The following is an 18,212-nucleotide window of genomic DNA, read 5'->3' as shown; positions in this document are numbered from 1 at the left end:
TGCGGGGCGAAGGGGCGCTATGTATAAAGTTTTCGAGTTTCTAAAAAAGATAGTAAAAATGAGAATGAGGAGGGTTACTTATGAAAATATCTCAAAGAGTTTTAAATACACAATTTTCTCCTATTAGAAAGTTAGTCCCGTACGCAGAAAGGGCAAAGAAAGAAGGTAAAAAAGTTTACCTTTTAAACATAGGTCAACCTGATATCGAAACACCTAAAGCGTTCTTCGAAGGGATAAAAAAGTACTCATCCAAAGTAATTTATTACAGCCATTCTGCAGGTCTATTAGAGCTACGTGAGGCTTTTTCCGATTATTATAAGTTATGGGATATAGACTTTGATCCCCAGGAGTTGATCGTCACTACAGGGGGAAGCGAGGCAGCGATTTTCGCCTTGGCATCTGTTGCAGATCCGGGGGACGAAGTAATGGTTATAGAGCCATTTTATGCTAATTATAAAGGTTTTGCAGAGATGCTAAATGTAAAACTTTGTCCGGTAAAAGCGGATCCCGAAACCGGCTATGCCGTCCCAAGTATAGAAGAATTCGAAAAGGCTTACAACGAAAGCGTTAAGGCGATAATCTTTTCTAATCCTTCAAATCCCACAGGAGCTGTGTACAGTTACGATGAAGTAAAAAGAATCGTTGACTTTGCAAAAGAAAAAGACATATTTGTAATATCAGATGAGGTATATAAAGAATTCACTTTTGATGGAACTAAGCATGTATCCGTTATGAATTTTGAAGACAAAGACAGATTCATTTTAATCGACAGCGTATCGAAAAGGTACAGCGCTTGTGGAGCAAGAATTGGAGTTTTTGCCACTAAAAATAAGAAACTTTTAGAGCAAGTAATGAAATTTGCTCAATCCCGATTATCTCCACCTTTGTTGGCTCAATTTGGTGTTTTAGGGTTGCTAAGGGATTTGGGGAAAGACTATTATCAAGGTATTGCTTTAGAGTACCAAAAAAGAAGGGATGCTGCATACGAAGAGATAAGAAAGATTGAAGGAGCCGTTTGTAAGAAACCCCATGGTTCATTTTATCTCTCCGTTAAACTACCGATCGATGATTCTGAGGAGTTCATCAAGTGGATGCTTACAGACTTCGATGTGAATGGAGAAACTGTTATGGTTTCACCATTGTCAGGTTTTTATGCTACACCAGGTGCTGGCAAGCAAGAAATAAGAATAGCTTATGTATTAAACAGTGAAGAGTTAAGAAAGGCTAGTAATATCCTAAAAGAAGCTGTGACCGTTTACAATGAGAAAAAAATAAAAGTTAAATGATATCAATAGGCGCCGTGTCAATTCACGGCGCCTTTGAATTAATTTTCTGAATTTTTGTCAGTTTGTTCTTTGTCAGTTTTGGGCGACGAAGGTTTAACGTACTTTTTGCTTTCTGGCTTTTGCCTTGTGAAATATATTACCAAAGATAATCCAATTAGGTTGGCAATAAAAATAACGCTTAAAATCATCGAAGAGTATATGACGATAGACAAAGCAGAAAGCACACTAAGTAATATGATCGAAAATGTCATACCGTACTTTTTGTTAAATAGGAACAGAAAATAAAAAAATATTAAGCCTCCTATCAGTCCGATAAATAGGCCTATAAAGAGAAAGTTTAAAAAATCCGAAAAATTAAAATACTCGAAAAGTCTTTGATTGACACTTTCAAGGTAAAACAAATAGACAGAAAGTCCTGCTACCACGATACTTCCAATAATTGCTATGCTTCTTAAAAAAACTTTCAAGTTATTCATTCTATCCCCTCCTCGGCGGTTGAATTTTCTTCTCTAATATTTTCTTCTTGTTTATATGGTTCTTGGCCTGAATGTATAAACTTTCTATACAGGTTTTCTATCAATATTATAACTAACAAAAGCAAAAGAGAAACTAAAAAACCGTTGATCGTTCGTAAGACACTTAAGTTTAAAGGTGTGTGTATATGTAAAAAAGTGTCAAGTATCGATACCGGTAGTAAAGCCTTAAAAAAGTCCCATATAAAACTTCTCCCTGAAAGAGGAGTTGTATAATAAAACAAATATGAAATAAGTTCTTTTGTTCGTGGTCTTGCTATAAGCGCCCTCTCTAACGCATCCCTAGCTCTTCTTTCAAAATTTGTAACGAAAGCCCAGTTTGAGCTTCTTACTACGTATATAATTCCAGCAAATGCAACAAAAATTAGTAATAAAACATCTGACTTGTTAAATTTAACCTCTTTAACCTTCTTAAAAGATTCTGCGATATTAAATTTGCTAAATCTAAAACCGGTAAACTCCATAAACGCTTTTAACAGTACTAACAACGGCAAAACTAAAAGTAGGATTTTGACCCCTCTAACGTTATTAAGCTTGAAGATAAATAAAGAGTTATAAGCGCTCATATACACTAATACTCCAAACAATAAAGCGTATCCAATTATTTTTAGGAGGTTATTTTTAGAAATTCTAAAAAAGATGATGATTGAAAACAAAGTTGCCGCCAAAGTGAAAGACCAATTGTATAAAAAGAAAAAAGCTAAAATATATAAGATAGCAAAAAGCGGTATATATACAAATAAATTAATTGTGATGAGCCCAAAACCTACCCATGGAAAGATAAATGTAGGAGAATAGTACTTAATTGAATCGATTGTAACGGGAGTTCCTAAATCTTTTTGAACTAATCTCATTAGCTCTGGGGTCCTTGGATGATCGGGGAACAAAAAGTATCTTATCTTTCTTTCTTTCAAGGCTCTATGAAATCTTTGAACTATCATTTGATCGTCAAACTTATCTATCTCTCCAGGTTTGATGTAATGTACATATCTCATATTATTTAGAATATCTTTATCTAACTTATCTTTTATTTCCGTAAAATACTTATCAAAATCAGAAAATTCGACAACTAATACGTAATCATATTGGTTTGCTAATTCTCTTAGAAAAGATTGATCTTCTTCGAAGCCCTGAGATTCAAAATCTTTTAATATGGCATATTGGTTATAAACCATGAAATTGTAGCCGCTTTTTTGTACAGAATTCAGTTGATCTTCTGTAGGCAATATAGAAAAGTTTTTAGAATTTTGATAATCAATATAAAAGGCGTAAAAGAAGAAAATCAAAGAGCTGAATAAAGTAATAAAAATTATCGGTTTTCTTATTTTGTTCATTTTCGATCCCCTCAATTTCTCTTTGTGCTCTTCTCCAATTTGTCCAATACAATTTGAAGATCTTCGCTCAATGGTGCAGAAAAATCGTAATGCTGATTATTATAATCAAAAGAAATCTTACTAGCATGAAGAAAAATTCTTTTTAAACCATAATTCTTTCTTAAGAGCTTGTTTCTCTTTTTATCTCCGTGATTATCATCCCCAGCAATGGGAAAGCCTAAATCAGCGAATTGAACTCTTATTTGATGTTTTCTGCCTGTGTATAATTCAATCTCTACCAAAGAATATATCTCACCAAATAAATCGAATTTTTTCTTAAGGTTATATTTTAATTGTGCAGTTTTACCATAAACTGTAGAAACTAATTCACCGTTTTTTTTATTTAAATTCCCTACTAATAAGGTTAAGTAATATTTTCTTGTTTCCCTACTTTTGATTAACTGTGTCAACTCACGAGCTGTTTGCTTGTTTTTTGCCACAACCATTACCCCGGACGTTAATTTATCTAAACGATGTACCAAGTGAGGCTCAAATTCACCTCGTGAGTAGTGCAACACTCCTTCAATTATCGTTGCCATTTCTTCTTTAGATCCCGGATGTACAGATACTTTGGCAGGTTTGTTTATTACTAGAAGGTCTTTATCTTCATAGATAATATCAAAAGAGACTGGCCTTGCCTTTAAAGAAGGTTGCGCAGGTCTGGATATTTCTTCTAATTTATTTTCATCCAGAATAATTTTAACGTTGTCTCCTATTTCTAAACTATAATTGTTCTTTTTGACCCTCTTTTCATTGACTTTAACAAAACCTTTTCTTATTAAACTGTAAATAGCCCCCAATTTTATTTCGGGATAATTTTTTCTTATAAACGTGTCTAACCTAGAATAATAATTTTTTTCGTTGACTGTTGTTTCTTTTTCCAACCTTAAATAAGCCTCCCTTAAATTAACCACCTATCTGAGAAAAAAGAAAAACTTCTTTGACGCAACATTCATTTGCTTACTTATTATATCATCTTTTTGTTTTTTCTTGTGAAAAAACGTTGGAATATTTTATATCCCTAGAAAGGTATAAGATGTTCTTTTTGGTTTTGGGATTTTTTTGAAAAATTTAATCTTTTTTCTTATCTTTTTGTATTACTTGAAAAATTTTAATATAACTTGACTTTGTTGAATTGACTCGGCATAATAAAAAAGGTGTCACAATGAATCAACTTCTAAAAGCTGGTGAAATATTCATTGAAGCATGATATGCATCCTATATTAAAATCTTATCTGCCACTAGTTAAAGGAGCTGTTGAACTTTTAGCTAAAAAACTAAATTGTTCCAGATATTCGATTTACAATTATCTTAATGAAATTGGTGCTGAAGCTTCGAAGACGTAACACTTTTAGGGAAATTAGAAATTATTGAACATAAGATAAATAAAGTTTACCAAAACTTCTGGCTGAATATAGCCTTAATTGTAATTCGACAGAAATACCTCAAAAATAGAAAAACTTGAAAGCGAGAGGTGGTTTTAATGAGGGGTGTAGAATACAATAAAATTGCTCATTTTTCAGAAAATTTATAAAGAAAACTTCAAATATTGAATAGGAGGAGAAAAATGGAAATAAAAGCAACCCCAGAACCTTTTAAAATCAAGATGGTGGAACCAATCAAAAAAATTTCAAGAAAAGAAAGAGAAGAAGCCTTAAAAAGGGGTGGTTATAATTTATTTGCATTGAAATCAGAAGAAGTCTACATTGATTTGTTGACTGACAGTGGTACGGGAGCGATGAGCGATAATCAATGGTCGGGATTGATGTTGGGAGATGAATCTTACGCAGGAAGTAAGAGTTTCTACCATTTATGGGAAACAAGTAAAGAAATCTTTGATTACAACTATTTTGTACCTACTCATCAAGGTAGAGGAGCAGAACAGGTTTTATTCCCTCTTTTAATTAAAAAACCTGGTCAATACGTGTTGAGTAACATGCATTTTGATACAACTAAGGCACACGTCGAATTAGCTAAAGGTAGACCTGTCGATCTAGTTATAGAAGATGCTCTTGATACAAATACCTATCATCCTTTTAAAGGAAATTTTGACTTGGAAAAATTGGAATCATTTATATTAGATAAAGGAAGCAATAATATTGCTTTTATCATAATAACTATAACCTGTAACAGCTCAGGTGGACAACCTGTTTCTATGCAAAACATAAGGCAAGTCCGTGAAATAGCCAATAAATATGGGATTCGTGTATTTCTAGATGCAGCTCGTTACGCTGAAAATGCTTATTTTATAAAGCAAAGAGAAAAAGAATATTTTGAAAAATCCATAGAAGAAATAGTGAAAGAGATGTTTAGTTATGCGGATGGATTCACCATGAGTGCAAAAAAAGACGCTATAGTAAATATAGGTGGATTAATTGGGATTAAAGAAGACGAAGCTCTGTATAATCAAGTAAAAGCAGCTCTTGTTCCTTTAGAAGGATTCCCTACATATGGTGGTTTAGCTGGGCGAGATATGGAAGTCATGGCAAGAGGTTTAAAAGAAGGAATTCAGTTTGATTATTTGGAATATAGAATAAAACAAGTAAAATACTTGGGAGATAGGTTAAGAGAGGGTGGAGTACCAATTCAATATCCAACTGGAGGACATGCTGTTTTTGTGGATGCTAAAAAGATGCTTCCTCATATACCTTATTACCAATTTCCAGCTCAAGCGTTGGCAAACGCACTTTATTTAGAGTCTGGAGTTCGTGGCGTAGAAGTTGGATCATTAATGATGGGGCGTGATCCTCAGACTGGTGAACAACTTGAATCTCCTTTTGAATTTTTAAGATTGGCTATCCCAAGAAGAGTCTACACTTACACTCACCTTGATTACGTTGCTGAAGGATTATTAGCTGTAAAAGATATATCTAACTCACTCAAAGGATTAGAATTCACATATGAACCAGAAATCCTTAGACATTTCACTGGAAGGTTAAAACCAATAGAATAGAGCGGCATACGTAACTTTTCAGGTGTCACATCGTAGTACAGGAAGGTTTTCTAGTATTTACCAATCTTTTCTAAAAAGTCGAAAGCATAATTCTTATCATGGGAGCAAGCAGGGAAAAAACGGTAAAGGTAGAGACGTTGATGAATGATAACTCTAAAGGAAGTGAATCAACTCACTTATTATAAAATTCTTGACTTTCTGAACGAAGATAGCTTTAAGTAAAGCCTTGCGGGAGTACCCTCCTGCTCCCATTCTATTATTGAAATCTGGGGTAGCGAATCAATCATATCAATTATATCGAGGAGATAAGAACAAATAATCAGAGCAGACTAAATTGAAACACAGTTAAAAAGAGTTACTGTATATTGAAGGTATTAAAAGTTAGTAAAAATATTGTTTTAGCCTTTCTGAAGAAATCAATAAATTTTGGAAATGGGAGGTAAAAAAATGAGTAAAAAAATAGAGATCAAGACAAAAAATGCTCCTTCAGCAATTGGCCCTTATTCTCAAGCTATTAAAGTTGGAAATCTGATTATAACAAGTGGTCAAATTCCTTTCACGGCTGAAGGAGAACTAGTAAGTGATGATATTAAGGATCAAACCAGGCAGTCTCTAACTAACATTAAAAAAATCCTGGAAGAAGCGGGTTTAAGTATGGATAACATAGTTAAATGCACCCTCTTTATACAGGACATGAATGAAATGGCAGCAATAAATGAAGTCTATCATGAATTCTTTACTGAACCCTATCCCGCCCGTAGTGCTGTGGAAGTAGCTCGACTGCCCAAAGATGTCAAAATAGAGATTGAAGCAATTGCCTCTGCTGAATAGCAAATATCACAGCAACCAAAAGTATCTTTAAAAAGCTCCCCAAACCAGTAGACAAATTCCTGACTTTGACAGTTAAAAGATGAGTTTTTAGTGAACTGAACAGAAGAAAGGGGATTTTAGAGGATAAAGCACCTATTTCCCACTCCCTGCAGTTAACCCTTTAACCAAATTGTTTTGAACGAGTAGGCCGAAGATTATCATGGGTATAACGGTGATCAACGCAGCAGCGCTCATTACCCCCCAATCAACATTCTTTTCACTTACAAACATATTCACAAGTACAGGCAGTGTTCGAGTCTCCTGGCCAGTTAAAATTAAGGCGAATAAAAATTCATTCCATGATACAAGTGCACATAATATCGAAGTTGCCGAAATTCCTGGTAATACTAAAGGAAGAACTATTTTTCTCAACGATTCAAATCTTGTACAACCATCGATCATAGCAGCTTCTTCTATTGATTCAGGAATTTCAGAAAAAAATCCTTGCATCATCCACACCGCAAAAGGTACGCTGAAAAAAGAACTAGCCAAGATAATAGGTATGTATGTTCCTGATATATTTAGAATGCGAGAAATTAAGAAAAAAGGTAACACCATAACAATTGGAGGAGTCATACGTGCTAACAATATAATAAATGACAATAGACTTGCATGTTTCCATTTAAAACGAGCCAAACCATAAGCTGCTGGTATACCAAGAATTAACGCTAAAATAGTGGAAAAGGCGGTTACTATAATACTATTGAAGAAGGCTCTTACAAATTCGGTGTTACTAAAAAAAATCTTATAATTCCTTAAAGTAAAATTTTCTGGGATCCACTTTGGTGGAATAGTGAACTGATCAATAGGTGTTTTAAAGGATGAAAAAACAATCCACATAAGTGGATAAAGTGTCCAAATTAACGCTATAACTACTATTGTCATTGACAATACTTTTATAATTTTACTTTTACTCATTATTATCCCACCCTAGTATTTTCATATAGATTAAAGTAAAAACAATCGCTAAGAAAAATGAGATCAGATTAATCGCTGACGAATATCCCATTTGGTATGATTGAAATGCAGTTCTATAGCCATAAAAAGATAGAGTTTCTGTAGCAGAACCTGGTCCACCACCCGTCATGATAAAAATTGTGTCAAATACTCTCAAAGACGTTAATGTCCTGATTACAATAGCAACCATGATTGAGGGTCGTAGTAAAGGTAAAGTTATGTAAAAAAATCTTTGAATGGCCGAAGCTCCGTCTACATATGCAGCTTCATACGGTTCTTGTGGCAAAGCTTTTAAACCAGCTAATAAAACTAAAGTAACAAAAGGGGTGTATTCCCAAACATCTGCTAATATTACCATGAACATGGCAGAGTTTGGATTGGCTAACAATGGATTTTCTGCTATAAAACCAAATCCTATGTTCATTAAAAGTTGAGGTAAAGGCCCGTAATCATTATTTAAAACAAATTTCCACACGAATCCGACTACCACTGGAGCGATCATGAAAGGGATCAAAATTATCGATTGAACAACTTTCCAACCTTTAAATTCTGTATTTAGAGAAAGGGCTATCATAAAACCAAATATTATTTCCAATAGAACTGAAACTATAACAAAGTAGAAAGTTCTCCCCATGGTTTCCCAGGTAAAAGAATCTCTAAAAGCTTTTGTATAATTTTGTAAGCCTACAAACCTTATTCCTAAATCAGGTCTTAAAAGATTCCAATTAAAGAAAGAAATGACTATAGTATATACAATAGGAATTAAAAAAATTGATATTATGAAAATAAGCGTAGGCAAAACATATCCAACATCTTTGTTTTTAAATTGCAATCAACAAAACCTCCTTTAGAGTAAAGCCCCGTTTTAACGGGGCTTACTTGGATTCAATAATAATAACCATGGTCTTTCAGTAGTTGAGAAACACTATCAGCAGCTTCATTCAAAGCTTCTTCGGCTGTTTTTGAGCCGCTTAGATATTCAGACACGGCAGGGGCTATATAATCATTTACTATAGAGTTTCCTTCCGGAATGAGTGGGACCATAGGTGTTGGGATAGAATTTTCCATTGCTTTAGAAAAGCCATCCAACCACGGAAATTTTTCTCTCATTGCGGGATCATTTATAGACGAGAAACGTGCTGGAATATTACCGTAAGGAGCAGCTTTTACTTCATTTTGGGTTTCAGTTACAAACTTTATCCATTCTAAGGCTTCTTCTTTGTTCTTACTTGCAGAGCTGACAGTAAAGCCCCATGAAATATACAGCATTGGTAATTTTTCATCTTTCAATTCTTCTGGTCTTGGGAATCCAATAAAGGATGATTTGCCAACAACTTTTGAAGTTTCTGGATCTTCTGTGTAAAGCATAGCTGTTGTCCAGAGTTCTGCCATAGCACTTCTTCCTTGTGTAAATTCTGTCAAAGCGTCCTGGAATACATAGGTTTTTGCAGCAGGATTTGCGTATTCAAACATTTCACCAACTTCTTCCAACGCCTCAATACCTTCTTTGGAATTGAAAACAGGTTTCATTTCATCATTTAAAAGACTTCCACCTCTTGCCCATAATCTTTGCAGGAAATGCGTGGCAAGGAATATACTTCTTTGGCCCATGAGAGTTACACCGTATAATTCTGGAGGTCTATAGAAAAATTCTGCTATATCTTTATATTGTTCCAACGTCTGGGGTGGAGTTAGTTCATACCCATATTTTTCTCTAAAAGCCGTTTTCTCCTTAGGATCGTTGAACAAATCAGTCCTGTAAACTACGCCACCCAACTCATTCATATACGGTATGAAATACAGATTTCCATTTTGCCAGGCGTTTTCGATACCAGAAATATCTTCTAAATTTAACTCTTCGTATCCTTCGATTTTGTTTATGGGGTATATATATCCAGCAGTAGCTAAAGCGGGATACCAAAGCATTGAAACATAAGGTACATCAAAATCGACTCTTCCAGAGGTAAAGGTTAACATCAGTTGATCAAAATAATTTGCATAAGGGAATTGCTGGATATTTGCCTTTATCCCTGTTTCTTTTTGAAAATCATCCATAACCGTTTTCCACGCCTCAGTGTGTATACCTACTTCACTCACCAAATTCACTTCTGAAAACATATTTGCAAAAACTAATAAAGAAACAAAAAGAATGACTAATACTCTACCTTTCCGCACTTTCAACACCTCCTAATTAAAGTTCGTTTTGGTACAAGTCTTTAATTGCCCTTAAAGTAATATCAATAGCTTTGCTCGTTGAAGCTTTTATTATGCTTCTATTAGTATCTGGGACGCTTAAATCTACTTTGTCTCTATTAGATTGTTTGAATCTATTTGCATAACATATGCCAATAAATCCTGCTTTTACACCTCTTAACGATGAAACAACGAAAAGAGAAGAAGCTTCCATATCCATTGAAACAACTCTGTATCTACTCCATCTTTGGAAATATTCAGGATCCCTATTGTAAAAACAAGAATGACTCCAATTTATTCCTGTTTTGAAATCAAGCTTTAGACTCTTTGCAGCAGAAAGAAGTCTTAAATATACTTCTGGCGAAGCTACCGCAGGGAAATTCTGTGGTACATAATATTGACTGGCGCCATCATCTCTCACGCATGCATGAGGAATTATGACATCTCCTTCTTCGATTTCTTCTTGTAATCCAGCAACGCTTCCAATCCTAATTAGTATCTTTGCCCCAATATTTATAAGCTCTTCGTAGACAATGCTTGCAGAAGGCCCACCCATTCCTGTTGAAGTGACTGATACAGGGTAATCTTCATAATAGCCAGTGTAGGTAATAAGTCCTCTGTTTTCTGAAATTTTTTTAGGATCGTGTAGTTTACTGATAATACTTTCTACTCTGCTTTGATCACCGGGAACAATTACTACAGGAGCAACGTCACCCGGCCCACATTGAATATGGTATTGAATTTGATTTTCTAATCCTGTTGAAACTCTAAAATCTTGTTTGAACACAGAATCTCCTCCTTTAGGTAGTTATAAATAGGTTATATTTTTCTTCTAAATACACTTAATTTGAAAATAGAGGTATTTATGTAATCCATTGATTGAAGTAAGGGAATATTATTTTCATCGTAATGAACTTCTAGTAAAAGAGTGATTGCTTTTTTCTCGGGAATTTTCAATAAGTTGGCAAGTTTCTTGTCGGCATCAATAGCTTCTATTTCCGCGATAGCATGTTTAATGGGTCTCATAAAATATTTGTCTAAATAGCTGAAAATTTCTTCATTTTTACTATTTTCATCTTTTAAGACGGAAATTATTGCGTCTTTTCCACCTGGAATCCTGTTGATAACCATATACGTTTCTGAGTATATAACTGGAAAACCGTCAGCCGTATAAACTCTTTTAATTTTGATTAATGGATCTTTAGGAGCGATTTCCAATTTTTTTGAGAGTGAAGGAGACGCGGCTACTTCCTCAAACTCGTTTAAAATAAGGTCAGGGACTTTTCCTGAGGTAGAAATTATAGTTGAAACTCCCCTTAAATAATCTAAACCAGTTTGTACAATACCTTCTTTTTTCACTACAAATGTACCCAACCCTTGCTTTCTTATGATCAAACCTTCTCGCTCAAGGCTTACTAATACTTCTCTAATTAATGTTCTGCTAACCCCTAAATTTTCACATAGTTCCTGTTGAGAAGGTAATTTATACCCTTCAGGGAGTTTAGTTATTTTTGTTCTCAATTCATTCAATATTTCTTTATATAAGGATCTACCAGCTTTTGAAATCATTTAGCACCTCCTCAGATTAAAACATGAAAATAAAATAACATTTAGATTAATATCAAATAACATATCATACTTCATATCTTTATTCCAATTATAACTTTTATTTTTATATTTTGCAAACTTAATTATTCGTGATCTGAGATGATTAAGAGTAATTAAGAGCTTTTATAGCCAATTATACTGAAAATTCTTAAAAATACTCTTTCTAAAAATCGTACTATGATCTAATAAAATATATTAAAGGGAGTATAAAATGGCCATCATAGAAAAAGCAACTGCGAAGGAAAGCGAAGATATTGGATGTAAAAAAGAAAATATTATAGCTATCAAGTTTTATAAAAAATTAGGATATAAAAAAACAAGTTAATCAACATTCGAATTAGTTCGGCAACGAAAATTGATTTTTTTTCGGATGGAAAAAGTATTATACTTGAAAATAAAAACTCGGCTAAATAATTTTTAGCCGAGCTGTCAAAGATAAAAATTAACCATAAAATTTATCTGTAAGAATCGTTGATATCTTTTCTAAAAGGTTAAACTCATGAGCTAATTGAAGAATAGTGTATCTATTTCTGATTTCTCTGGCATGTATAATACTATCTTGAAAAACATCTTTTGGAATACCTAATTCTTTTGGGCTGTATATCGAGCCTACCTTTTTGTGAATTGAAATTAAGTACTCAGGATCTGGTGGAGTTAACCCTTTTGGAAGTTTATCTTTCATTAATTGATAGATCATCGAAACAACAACGGTCCCTACTCCAACAGAATTTCCATGTAAAGGATGGGATATATTTTTTGATATAGCATCCATTTCCCAATAATGAGCTAGGTGATGCTCCGCCCCCGATGCAGGCCTAGAGTAACCTACAAATCCTATGGCTATTCCAGAGATAATTAACGCTTCCATTATTTGTTTAGTAACTTCTTCGCTTCTTTGACTTATTTTCTCTGCATTTTTTACGCAAAGATCCCTTGCTTTTTCTACAAATTCAACGGTTTTTTCACAATAATATTCATTGTTAATTAATTTAGAAAGTTTCCAATCCGTCAAAGAAGTAAACTTTCCAAGAATGTCTCCGAATCCTGCATGAATCATTTCTAAAGGTGCATTTTTTAAAACTTGTGTATCCGCTACAATTGCTTTTGCGTAAGTTGCTTCATGCGTTTTTTTAAAACCTTCTACAATTAAAGGGGAGACCATTGAAGCATATCCATCCATTGAAGGAGCGGTTGCAAAGATCACATAAGGAATATTGAGTTTGTAACTTAAAAATCTACACAGATCGTTTATAGTCCCAGAACCAACACCAATTATTAACGATGCATTCTTTGAAATTTCTATCAATAATCTTCCGACGCTTTTTTCATTTGGAATCAAATGATCTTCGTTTTGAAAAATAAAATCAGTTATTTGATAATTTTCTCTTTTTAAGAATGTAATTAGTTCTTTTCCAAAACTCTTATAGGTATTTTTATCAGCAACAACAAATAAATTTTCAGAGTTGATAATATCCATAAAAATATTTTTAGCATTCAAAATATTATTTCCTACAATTATTTTTTCAATATCTACTTTATGAGTTCGTCCACATTCACATTTGAAATTTAAACCAGCCATTTGTTCTATTTTAAGATTTAAAAGATCGACCATATTTTTTCCTCACTTTTTTTGAATAAGGCTCTTTCTTTCTATGAACACAGCTTTCTCGACAATTTTTTCTGGTTTTCCATTGTTATTTTCCTCGATCATTTTAAGTAGCATTTGAGCAGCTTTTTCACCGAATTGCTGTTTTGGATGCCTAAACGTAGAAATTTCAAGTGCTTGTGCAAAATCTGCATCATCAAAACCTATTAACGAAATATCGTTTGGTATATCAAGGTTCAACTTTTTTGCAGCCATTATTACCTGCATAGCTACCAAATCGTTTGAACAAAAAATTGCAGTGGGTAAATTGTTTTTTGGTAAGCTCAAAAGCGACATGATTAAATTAAAAACTTCATCGGATGTTTCTTGTCCGTGAAAAGGCAATTCGTATAGCAATATTTGCCTATGTTCTTTTATTGTGTCTATAAATCCATTAGCCCTTTCATTTGCTGCTTTATGAACGGCTTTGTATATCACAGCGACCTTTTTGTGCCCTAACTCAATAAATTTCTTCGCCGCAAAAGATCCACAGTCGTAGTCATTCAGAACCAACGTCCCAGCGTGTTGAATATTTAGATCACTATTTATAATGATGGTGGGGATCTGTTCGCTTATTTCTTTTAAAAGAGTTACATTGGCTTGTTTAGTGGCACTTACTACTGGATCCACTATCATACCTTTTAATCCAAAGTCCATCCACCTTTCTAAGGTTTCCCTTTCAACAACAGGATCGTTTTTTGCGTTACCTATAAAAGATTTACACTTAGTATTTTTTAATGCCTCTTCTGCTCCCATGACTATAAAAGGAAATATATAGTCAGTTAAAGATTGAGTTAAAATACCTATGTTTTCTTTATCTTTTCTCATGGATTTAACGTAAGTTCCACTGCCTCTTCTAGTAACCAAATACCCTTCTTTTTCTAAATCGTAGATAGCTTTTCTAACTGTTTGCCTACTGACGGAAAAAAATTCAGCCAATTTATTTTCAGATAGAATTCTATCTCCTTTTTTTAATTCTCCACTCTTCAATTGATCAAGGATGTAATCTTTTATGATAGATTGCTTGGTCTTTTTCACTGCCAAAACTCCTCCGTAGTCTGTTGTTATAACTAGTATAATACATTTTATTTAAAAATTGCTATAATTTTGAAAAGATTTTATTTCCTGATCCAAACTGCCATTGGTCCTTCTTCTCTATTTGCCCAGGCAAAATATGGAATTAGATTAATATCGATTTTCTTTTTTGCTCCTTTTATTCTTCCAGTTTGTGAGTACAACTTTCCCTCCCAATTCCGTAAATCCTCATAGAATCCTTTTGCTTTTAATTTTATCACTCTTTTTGAATTTATTTGATAATTTTCTGGTTCGATTTTTTCATTTAAATCGATTTGATAATTCCACACATCTCCTTCTTTGTTATCTGCTTTTTCAATACAATAAACCATAGGTCCTCTTTTCAAAGCTACTTTGTCTAAGTTTTCCCTCACAAATGGATGACTTTCTACAAAATTTATATCCATCGGTAAATTTAAAATTATTTCATGGGGACCTTTCCAAGGTTTGAATATTTTCAAAAAGCCTTTCTCTAAATTCTTGTTTAATTTTTCTCCATCCACAGTTATATCAAAAACGTTCGCCCATGAAGGAATTCTTAAAAATAAAGAAAATGGATCAATAACTTCTGTAGAAACAATTATCCTTATTTTTCCATCCCATGGATAATCCGTTTCTTGTGTAATTTTGACTTCTTTTTCTTTGTAAATTATATTTGCTTGACTGTTTTCGTACAAGTTTATGTATATTCCTTCATCAGAAGTTGCATAAATATAACCAGGGAAAGAGGTTAATGTTCTTGCTATATTTGGAGGACAACATGCACATTCGTACCAAGGTTGTCTTCTCTTTTTTCTCCTGTCTTCTAAAGGATTTACATAGAAATAATGTTTGCCATCTATAGAAATTCCTGAAAGTAAACCATTGTACAAAACCAACTCCATTAGATCTACATATTTGGCTTCACCCGTAGCTAAGAACATTCTATAATTCCACATATATGAAGCTATTGCGGCACATGTTTCTGTGTATGCTCTTCTATTAGGTAATTCATAATCTTCCCCAAAAGATTCGCCTTCATATCGAGAGCCAGCTCCTCCCGTAATGTACATCTTTTTTGTTACCAAGTTCTCCCAAAGTCTTTCTATGGTAGAGAAAATTTCTTCATCTCCTGTTTCTAAGTGAATGTCCGTTGCACCGGTACAAAGGTACAACATTCTAACAGCATGGCCCGTCATCTCGTCTAATTCTTTAAATGGCTTGTGATCTATATAGTACTCTGGGTTGAAAAAGCGATAAGTACTCGCATACCCATTCCCTCTTTCTTCCAAAAAACATTTAGCAAGGTTTAAATATTTTTGGTTCTTTGTTTCACGATACAACTCAACTAGAGCCATTTCAATTTCTGGATGGCCTGGTGCACCACGTTTTTTATCTGGACCGAAGGTGTCTACAATTAAATCTGCAAATTTTATAGCTACATCAAATAATGTATCCTCACCTGTAACCCTTTTATGAGCTATCGCAGCTTGAATTAAATGCCCGGCACAATAAAGTTCATGTTTTGTTGCGAGATCCGTCCATCTCTCTTTTTTTCTTTCAAACATAAAATAAGTATTCAAATAGCCATCATCTTCTTGAGCGTCTTTTACTTCTTTGATTGTGTTATCAATCTTTTCTTTTAAATCATCGTCGTTAGTGAACAGCAAAGCATAAGAAGCAGCTTCAAGCCATTTATATACATCTGAATCGTTAAAAACTAACCCTTTAAAAGAACCTTCTTTTTTACCCGAAGCTATTCTAAAGTTATCTATTCTACCGGTACTTTCTAATAATTCGTACTGCGAAGGAATAGTAACTTTCAACATTGTTTCCAAATAATCATTCATGAACCCCTTTATTTTTACTGAACTTATGGAACAAGGCGTCAATTTATTCTTTGATGAGTCTGTAAAATTTATTATCTTTGTTTCATCCATATTTTCACCTCATTAAAACAAGATACTCGTTGAATTTAATAGGAAATACAAAAAAAAATTAACCTCCCTACATTGGGATTTTTCATTTTTGTGCAAAGAGGTTACTAATTCATTTATTTTACTTCTTTAATCTAATAACATTCCAAGAAAGTGGTGACAAATTGGCTTTTACTTTTCCTCCTTCATTTCTGGCATTTCCATTGTTGTGAGGTTTAACGTTGTCTGGATTATCTTCTGTATTTACCGCTTTAAGATCATTGTTTTCTAAAATTATGTGCTCTATCACAGAATAATCTTCAAAACCTTTTAATTCACAATCAAACTCCATCTTATCTTGTGCCCTATTTACTGCAAATATCGTTAATTCGCTTTTCTCTTCATTAAAAACGGGAACTGCGTCCACAAATGGAACACCTTTAAAATCTTTAGTATCATATGTTCCAACTGATACGACTGGTTGTAAAACGGTGCCTCTTCCGAAGTTAGAAGCATGCATGAATGGATAGAATATTGTTTGCCTCCATGCACCTCCACCTTTTCTTGTCATAATAGGGGCAATTACATTCACCAACTGGGCTAAACAAGCTATCTTAACTCTATCAGCATGTTTTAGGAGCGTAATTAGCATTAGACCTACTAACAAAGCATCTTCAAAAGTGTATACATCTTCTAGTAATGGCGGAGCAATTTGCCAGGGTTCAACTTTCTCATCTTCTTTTCTTGAATGAAACCAGACGTTCCATTCATCAAATGATATATAAATCGTTTTGTTAGTTTTCTTTCGACCTTTTACGTAATCACACGCGGCTACAGCTGATTTTATATATGAATCCATATCAATAGACTTTGCTAAGAAGTTTTCTATGTTATTTTCATAATTGTCGTAGTAGGCATGCAAAGAAATAAAATCAACATAATCGTAAGTATGCTCAAGTACGGTCGCTTCCCATTCACCAAAAGTTGGGATGTGCCATCCTGAGCTTCCAGAAGCAACCAAGCTTAGATTTGGATCAACCAATTTCATTACTTTAGCGGTTTCTTCAGCCAGTCTGGCGTATTCTAAGGCGGTTTTGTGTCCAATTTGCCATGGACCATCCATTTCATTTCCTAAGCACCATACTTTTATGTTGTGTGGATCATTGTATCCATGTTGTTTTCTTAAATCACTGAAATAACTTCCTCCAGGGAAGTTGCAATACTCAACAAAATTTCTAGCTTCGTCTGTTCCTCTTGTACCTAAATTAATAGACATCATTGGTTCTGTATTTACTAACTTACACCATTTCATAAACTCATTGGTACCAAATTCGTTTGGTTCTAAGGAACGCCAGGCTAATTCAAGTTTTTTAGGTCTTTTTTCTTTTGGACCTACTCCGTCCTCCCAGTTGTACCCTGAAACGAAGTTTCCTCCGGGATACCTAACAATAGAAACGTTTAATTCTTTAACCAAATCTATTACATCTTTTCTGAATCCTTTTTCATCTGCTTTAGGATGATCAGGTTCATAGATACCTGTATAAACAGCCCTACCAAGATGTTCTATAAAAGAGCCAAAAAGTCTGTTATCTACTTTATCAATCACAAAGTTTTTGTCTATATATATTTTTGCTTTTTTCATTTTAAATACCTCACTCGTATAATATGTACGGATATGAACTTAAAAAATGGTAATAAAAATCAGCTTTTTATCCTTTTCATTATTTCTTTTGTAAAGAGATACCCCGATGCTAAAATAGTAGCAGGGATGAGTGTATTACATAGTAATTTTGAAATTTTAATTAACAAAAAGCGATGGGAAGAA

The 18,212-nt window shown here is 33.8% G+C and carries 16 protein-coding genes; 4 read left to right on the top strand and 12 right to left on the bottom strand.

Annotated features, from left to right (window positions below; all coding sequences use genetic code 11):
* The first annotated feature begins 80 nt into the window (after positions 1-80).
* Positions 81-1,286: a pyridoxal phosphate-dependent aminotransferase gene (locus X927_RS07870; protein ID WP_103077529.1), complete on the top strand. Its 1,206-nt coding sequence runs from the start codon at positions 81-83 to the stop codon at positions 1,284-1,286.
* Between the two features lie 38 nt (positions 1,287-1,324).
* Here X927_RS07870 and X927_RS07865 read toward each other — a convergent pair whose 3' ends face one another.
* From X927_RS07865 to X927_RS07855, 3 genes are read right to left on the bottom strand one after another with little or no spacing between them, the layout of a single operon-like run.
* A complete protein-coding gene (locus X927_RS07865; protein WP_103077528.1) occupies positions 1,325-1,762 on the bottom strand; it encodes a hypothetical protein in 438 nt (145 codons plus the stop codon).
* A complete protein-coding gene (locus tag X927_RS07860; protein ID WP_103077527.1) occupies positions 1,759-3,153 on the bottom strand; it encodes a DUF5693 family protein in 1,395 nt (464 codons plus the stop codon). The genes X927_RS07865 and X927_RS07860 overlap by 4 nt, the downstream gene beginning before the upstream one ends.
* 11 nt (positions 3,154-3,164) lie before the next feature.
* Positions 3,165-4,076, bottom strand: coding sequence for an RluA family pseudouridine synthase (locus tag X927_RS07855; RefSeq protein ID WP_103077526.1), 912 nt, complete (start codon positions 4,074-4,076; stop codon positions 3,165-3,167).
* Between the two features lie 327 nt (positions 4,077-4,403).
* On the opposite strand from X927_RS07855, the gene X927_RS10480 reads away from it, so the two are divergent.
* The 3 genes from X927_RS10480 to X927_RS07840 all read left to right on the top strand — a co-directional run bounded on the left by X927_RS10480 (position 4,404) and on the right by X927_RS07840 (position 6,976).
* Positions 4,404-4,538, top strand: a complete 135-nt coding sequence (locus X927_RS10480) for a helix-turn-helix domain-containing protein (protein ID WP_103077536.1) — start codon at positions 4,404-4,406, stop codon at positions 4,536-4,538.
* A gap of 221 nt (positions 4,539-4,759) precedes the next feature.
* A complete protein-coding gene (locus X927_RS07845; protein ID WP_103077525.1) occupies positions 4,760-6,145 on the top strand; it encodes a tryptophanase in 1,386 nt (461 codons plus the stop codon).
* Between the two features lie 447 nt (positions 6,146-6,592).
* A complete protein-coding gene (locus X927_RS07840) occupies positions 6,593-6,976 on the top strand; it encodes a RidA family protein (protein ID WP_103077524.1) in 384 nt (127 codons plus the stop codon).
* A gap of 132 nt (positions 6,977-7,108) precedes the next feature.
* On the opposite strand, the gene X927_RS07835 is transcribed toward X927_RS07840, so the two are convergent.
* From X927_RS07835 to arfA, 9 genes are all read right to left on the bottom strand, one after another.
* Positions 7,109-7,933, bottom strand: coding sequence for a carbohydrate ABC transporter permease (locus X927_RS07835; protein WP_211287846.1), 825 nt, complete (start codon positions 7,931-7,933; stop codon positions 7,109-7,111).
* Positions 7,926-8,804, bottom strand: a complete 879-nt coding sequence (locus tag X927_RS07830) for a carbohydrate ABC transporter permease (protein ID WP_103077522.1) — start codon at positions 8,802-8,804, stop codon at positions 7,926-7,928. Before X927_RS07830 ends, X927_RS07835 begins: the two co-directional genes overlap by 8 nt.
* A 53-nt stretch (positions 8,805-8,857) precedes the next feature.
* Positions 8,858-10,147, bottom strand: coding sequence for an ABC transporter substrate-binding protein (locus X927_RS07825; protein WP_211287845.1), 1,290 nt, complete (start codon positions 10,145-10,147; stop codon positions 8,858-8,860).
* A 16-nt stretch (positions 10,148-10,163) separates the two neighbouring features.
* A complete protein-coding gene (locus tag X927_RS07820; protein WP_103077521.1) occupies positions 10,164-10,952 on the bottom strand; it encodes a nucleoside phosphorylase in 789 nt (262 codons plus the stop codon).
* 32 nt (positions 10,953-10,984) lie between these two features.
* Complete coding sequence (locus tag X927_RS07815; RefSeq protein WP_103077520.1) at positions 10,985-11,734, bottom strand: GntR family transcriptional regulator; 750 nt, start codon at positions 11,732-11,734, stop codon at positions 10,985-10,987.
* Between the two features lie 481 nt (positions 11,735-12,215).
* Positions 12,216-13,385 carry a sn-glycerol-1-phosphate dehydrogenase gene (locus tag X927_RS07810; protein ID WP_103077519.1) on the bottom strand — a complete coding sequence of 390 codons (1,170 nt, stop codon included), beginning with the start codon at positions 13,383-13,385 and terminating at the stop codon, positions 12,216-12,218.
* Between the two features lie 9 nt (positions 13,386-13,394).
* On the bottom strand, positions 13,395-14,456 hold the full coding sequence (locus X927_RS07805) for a GntR family transcriptional regulator (protein WP_146026598.1): 1,062 nt from the start codon (positions 14,454-14,456) through the stop codon (positions 13,395-13,397).
* A gap of 80 nt (positions 14,457-14,536) precedes the next feature.
* Positions 14,537-16,411: a glycoside hydrolase family 127 protein gene (locus X927_RS07800; protein WP_103077517.1), complete on the bottom strand. Its 1,875-nt coding sequence runs from the start codon at positions 16,409-16,411 to the stop codon at positions 14,537-14,539.
* Positions 16,412-16,529: 118 nt separating this feature from the next.
* Positions 16,530-18,029 (bottom strand): arabinosylfuranosidase ArfA, encoded by a 1,500-nt coding sequence (gene arfA, locus X927_RS07795; RefSeq protein ID WP_103077516.1) that lies wholly within the window; start codon positions 18,027-18,029, stop codon positions 16,530-16,532.
* Positions 18,030-18,212: the final 183 nt, after the last annotated feature.

This window comes from Petrotoga mexicana DSM 14811 (genome assembly GCF_002895565.1).
Taxonomy (GTDB): Bacteria; Thermotogota; Thermotogae; order Petrotogales; family Petrotogaceae; genus Petrotoga; species Petrotoga mexicana.
This window is presented reverse-complemented; position numbering and strand designations above follow the sequence as displayed.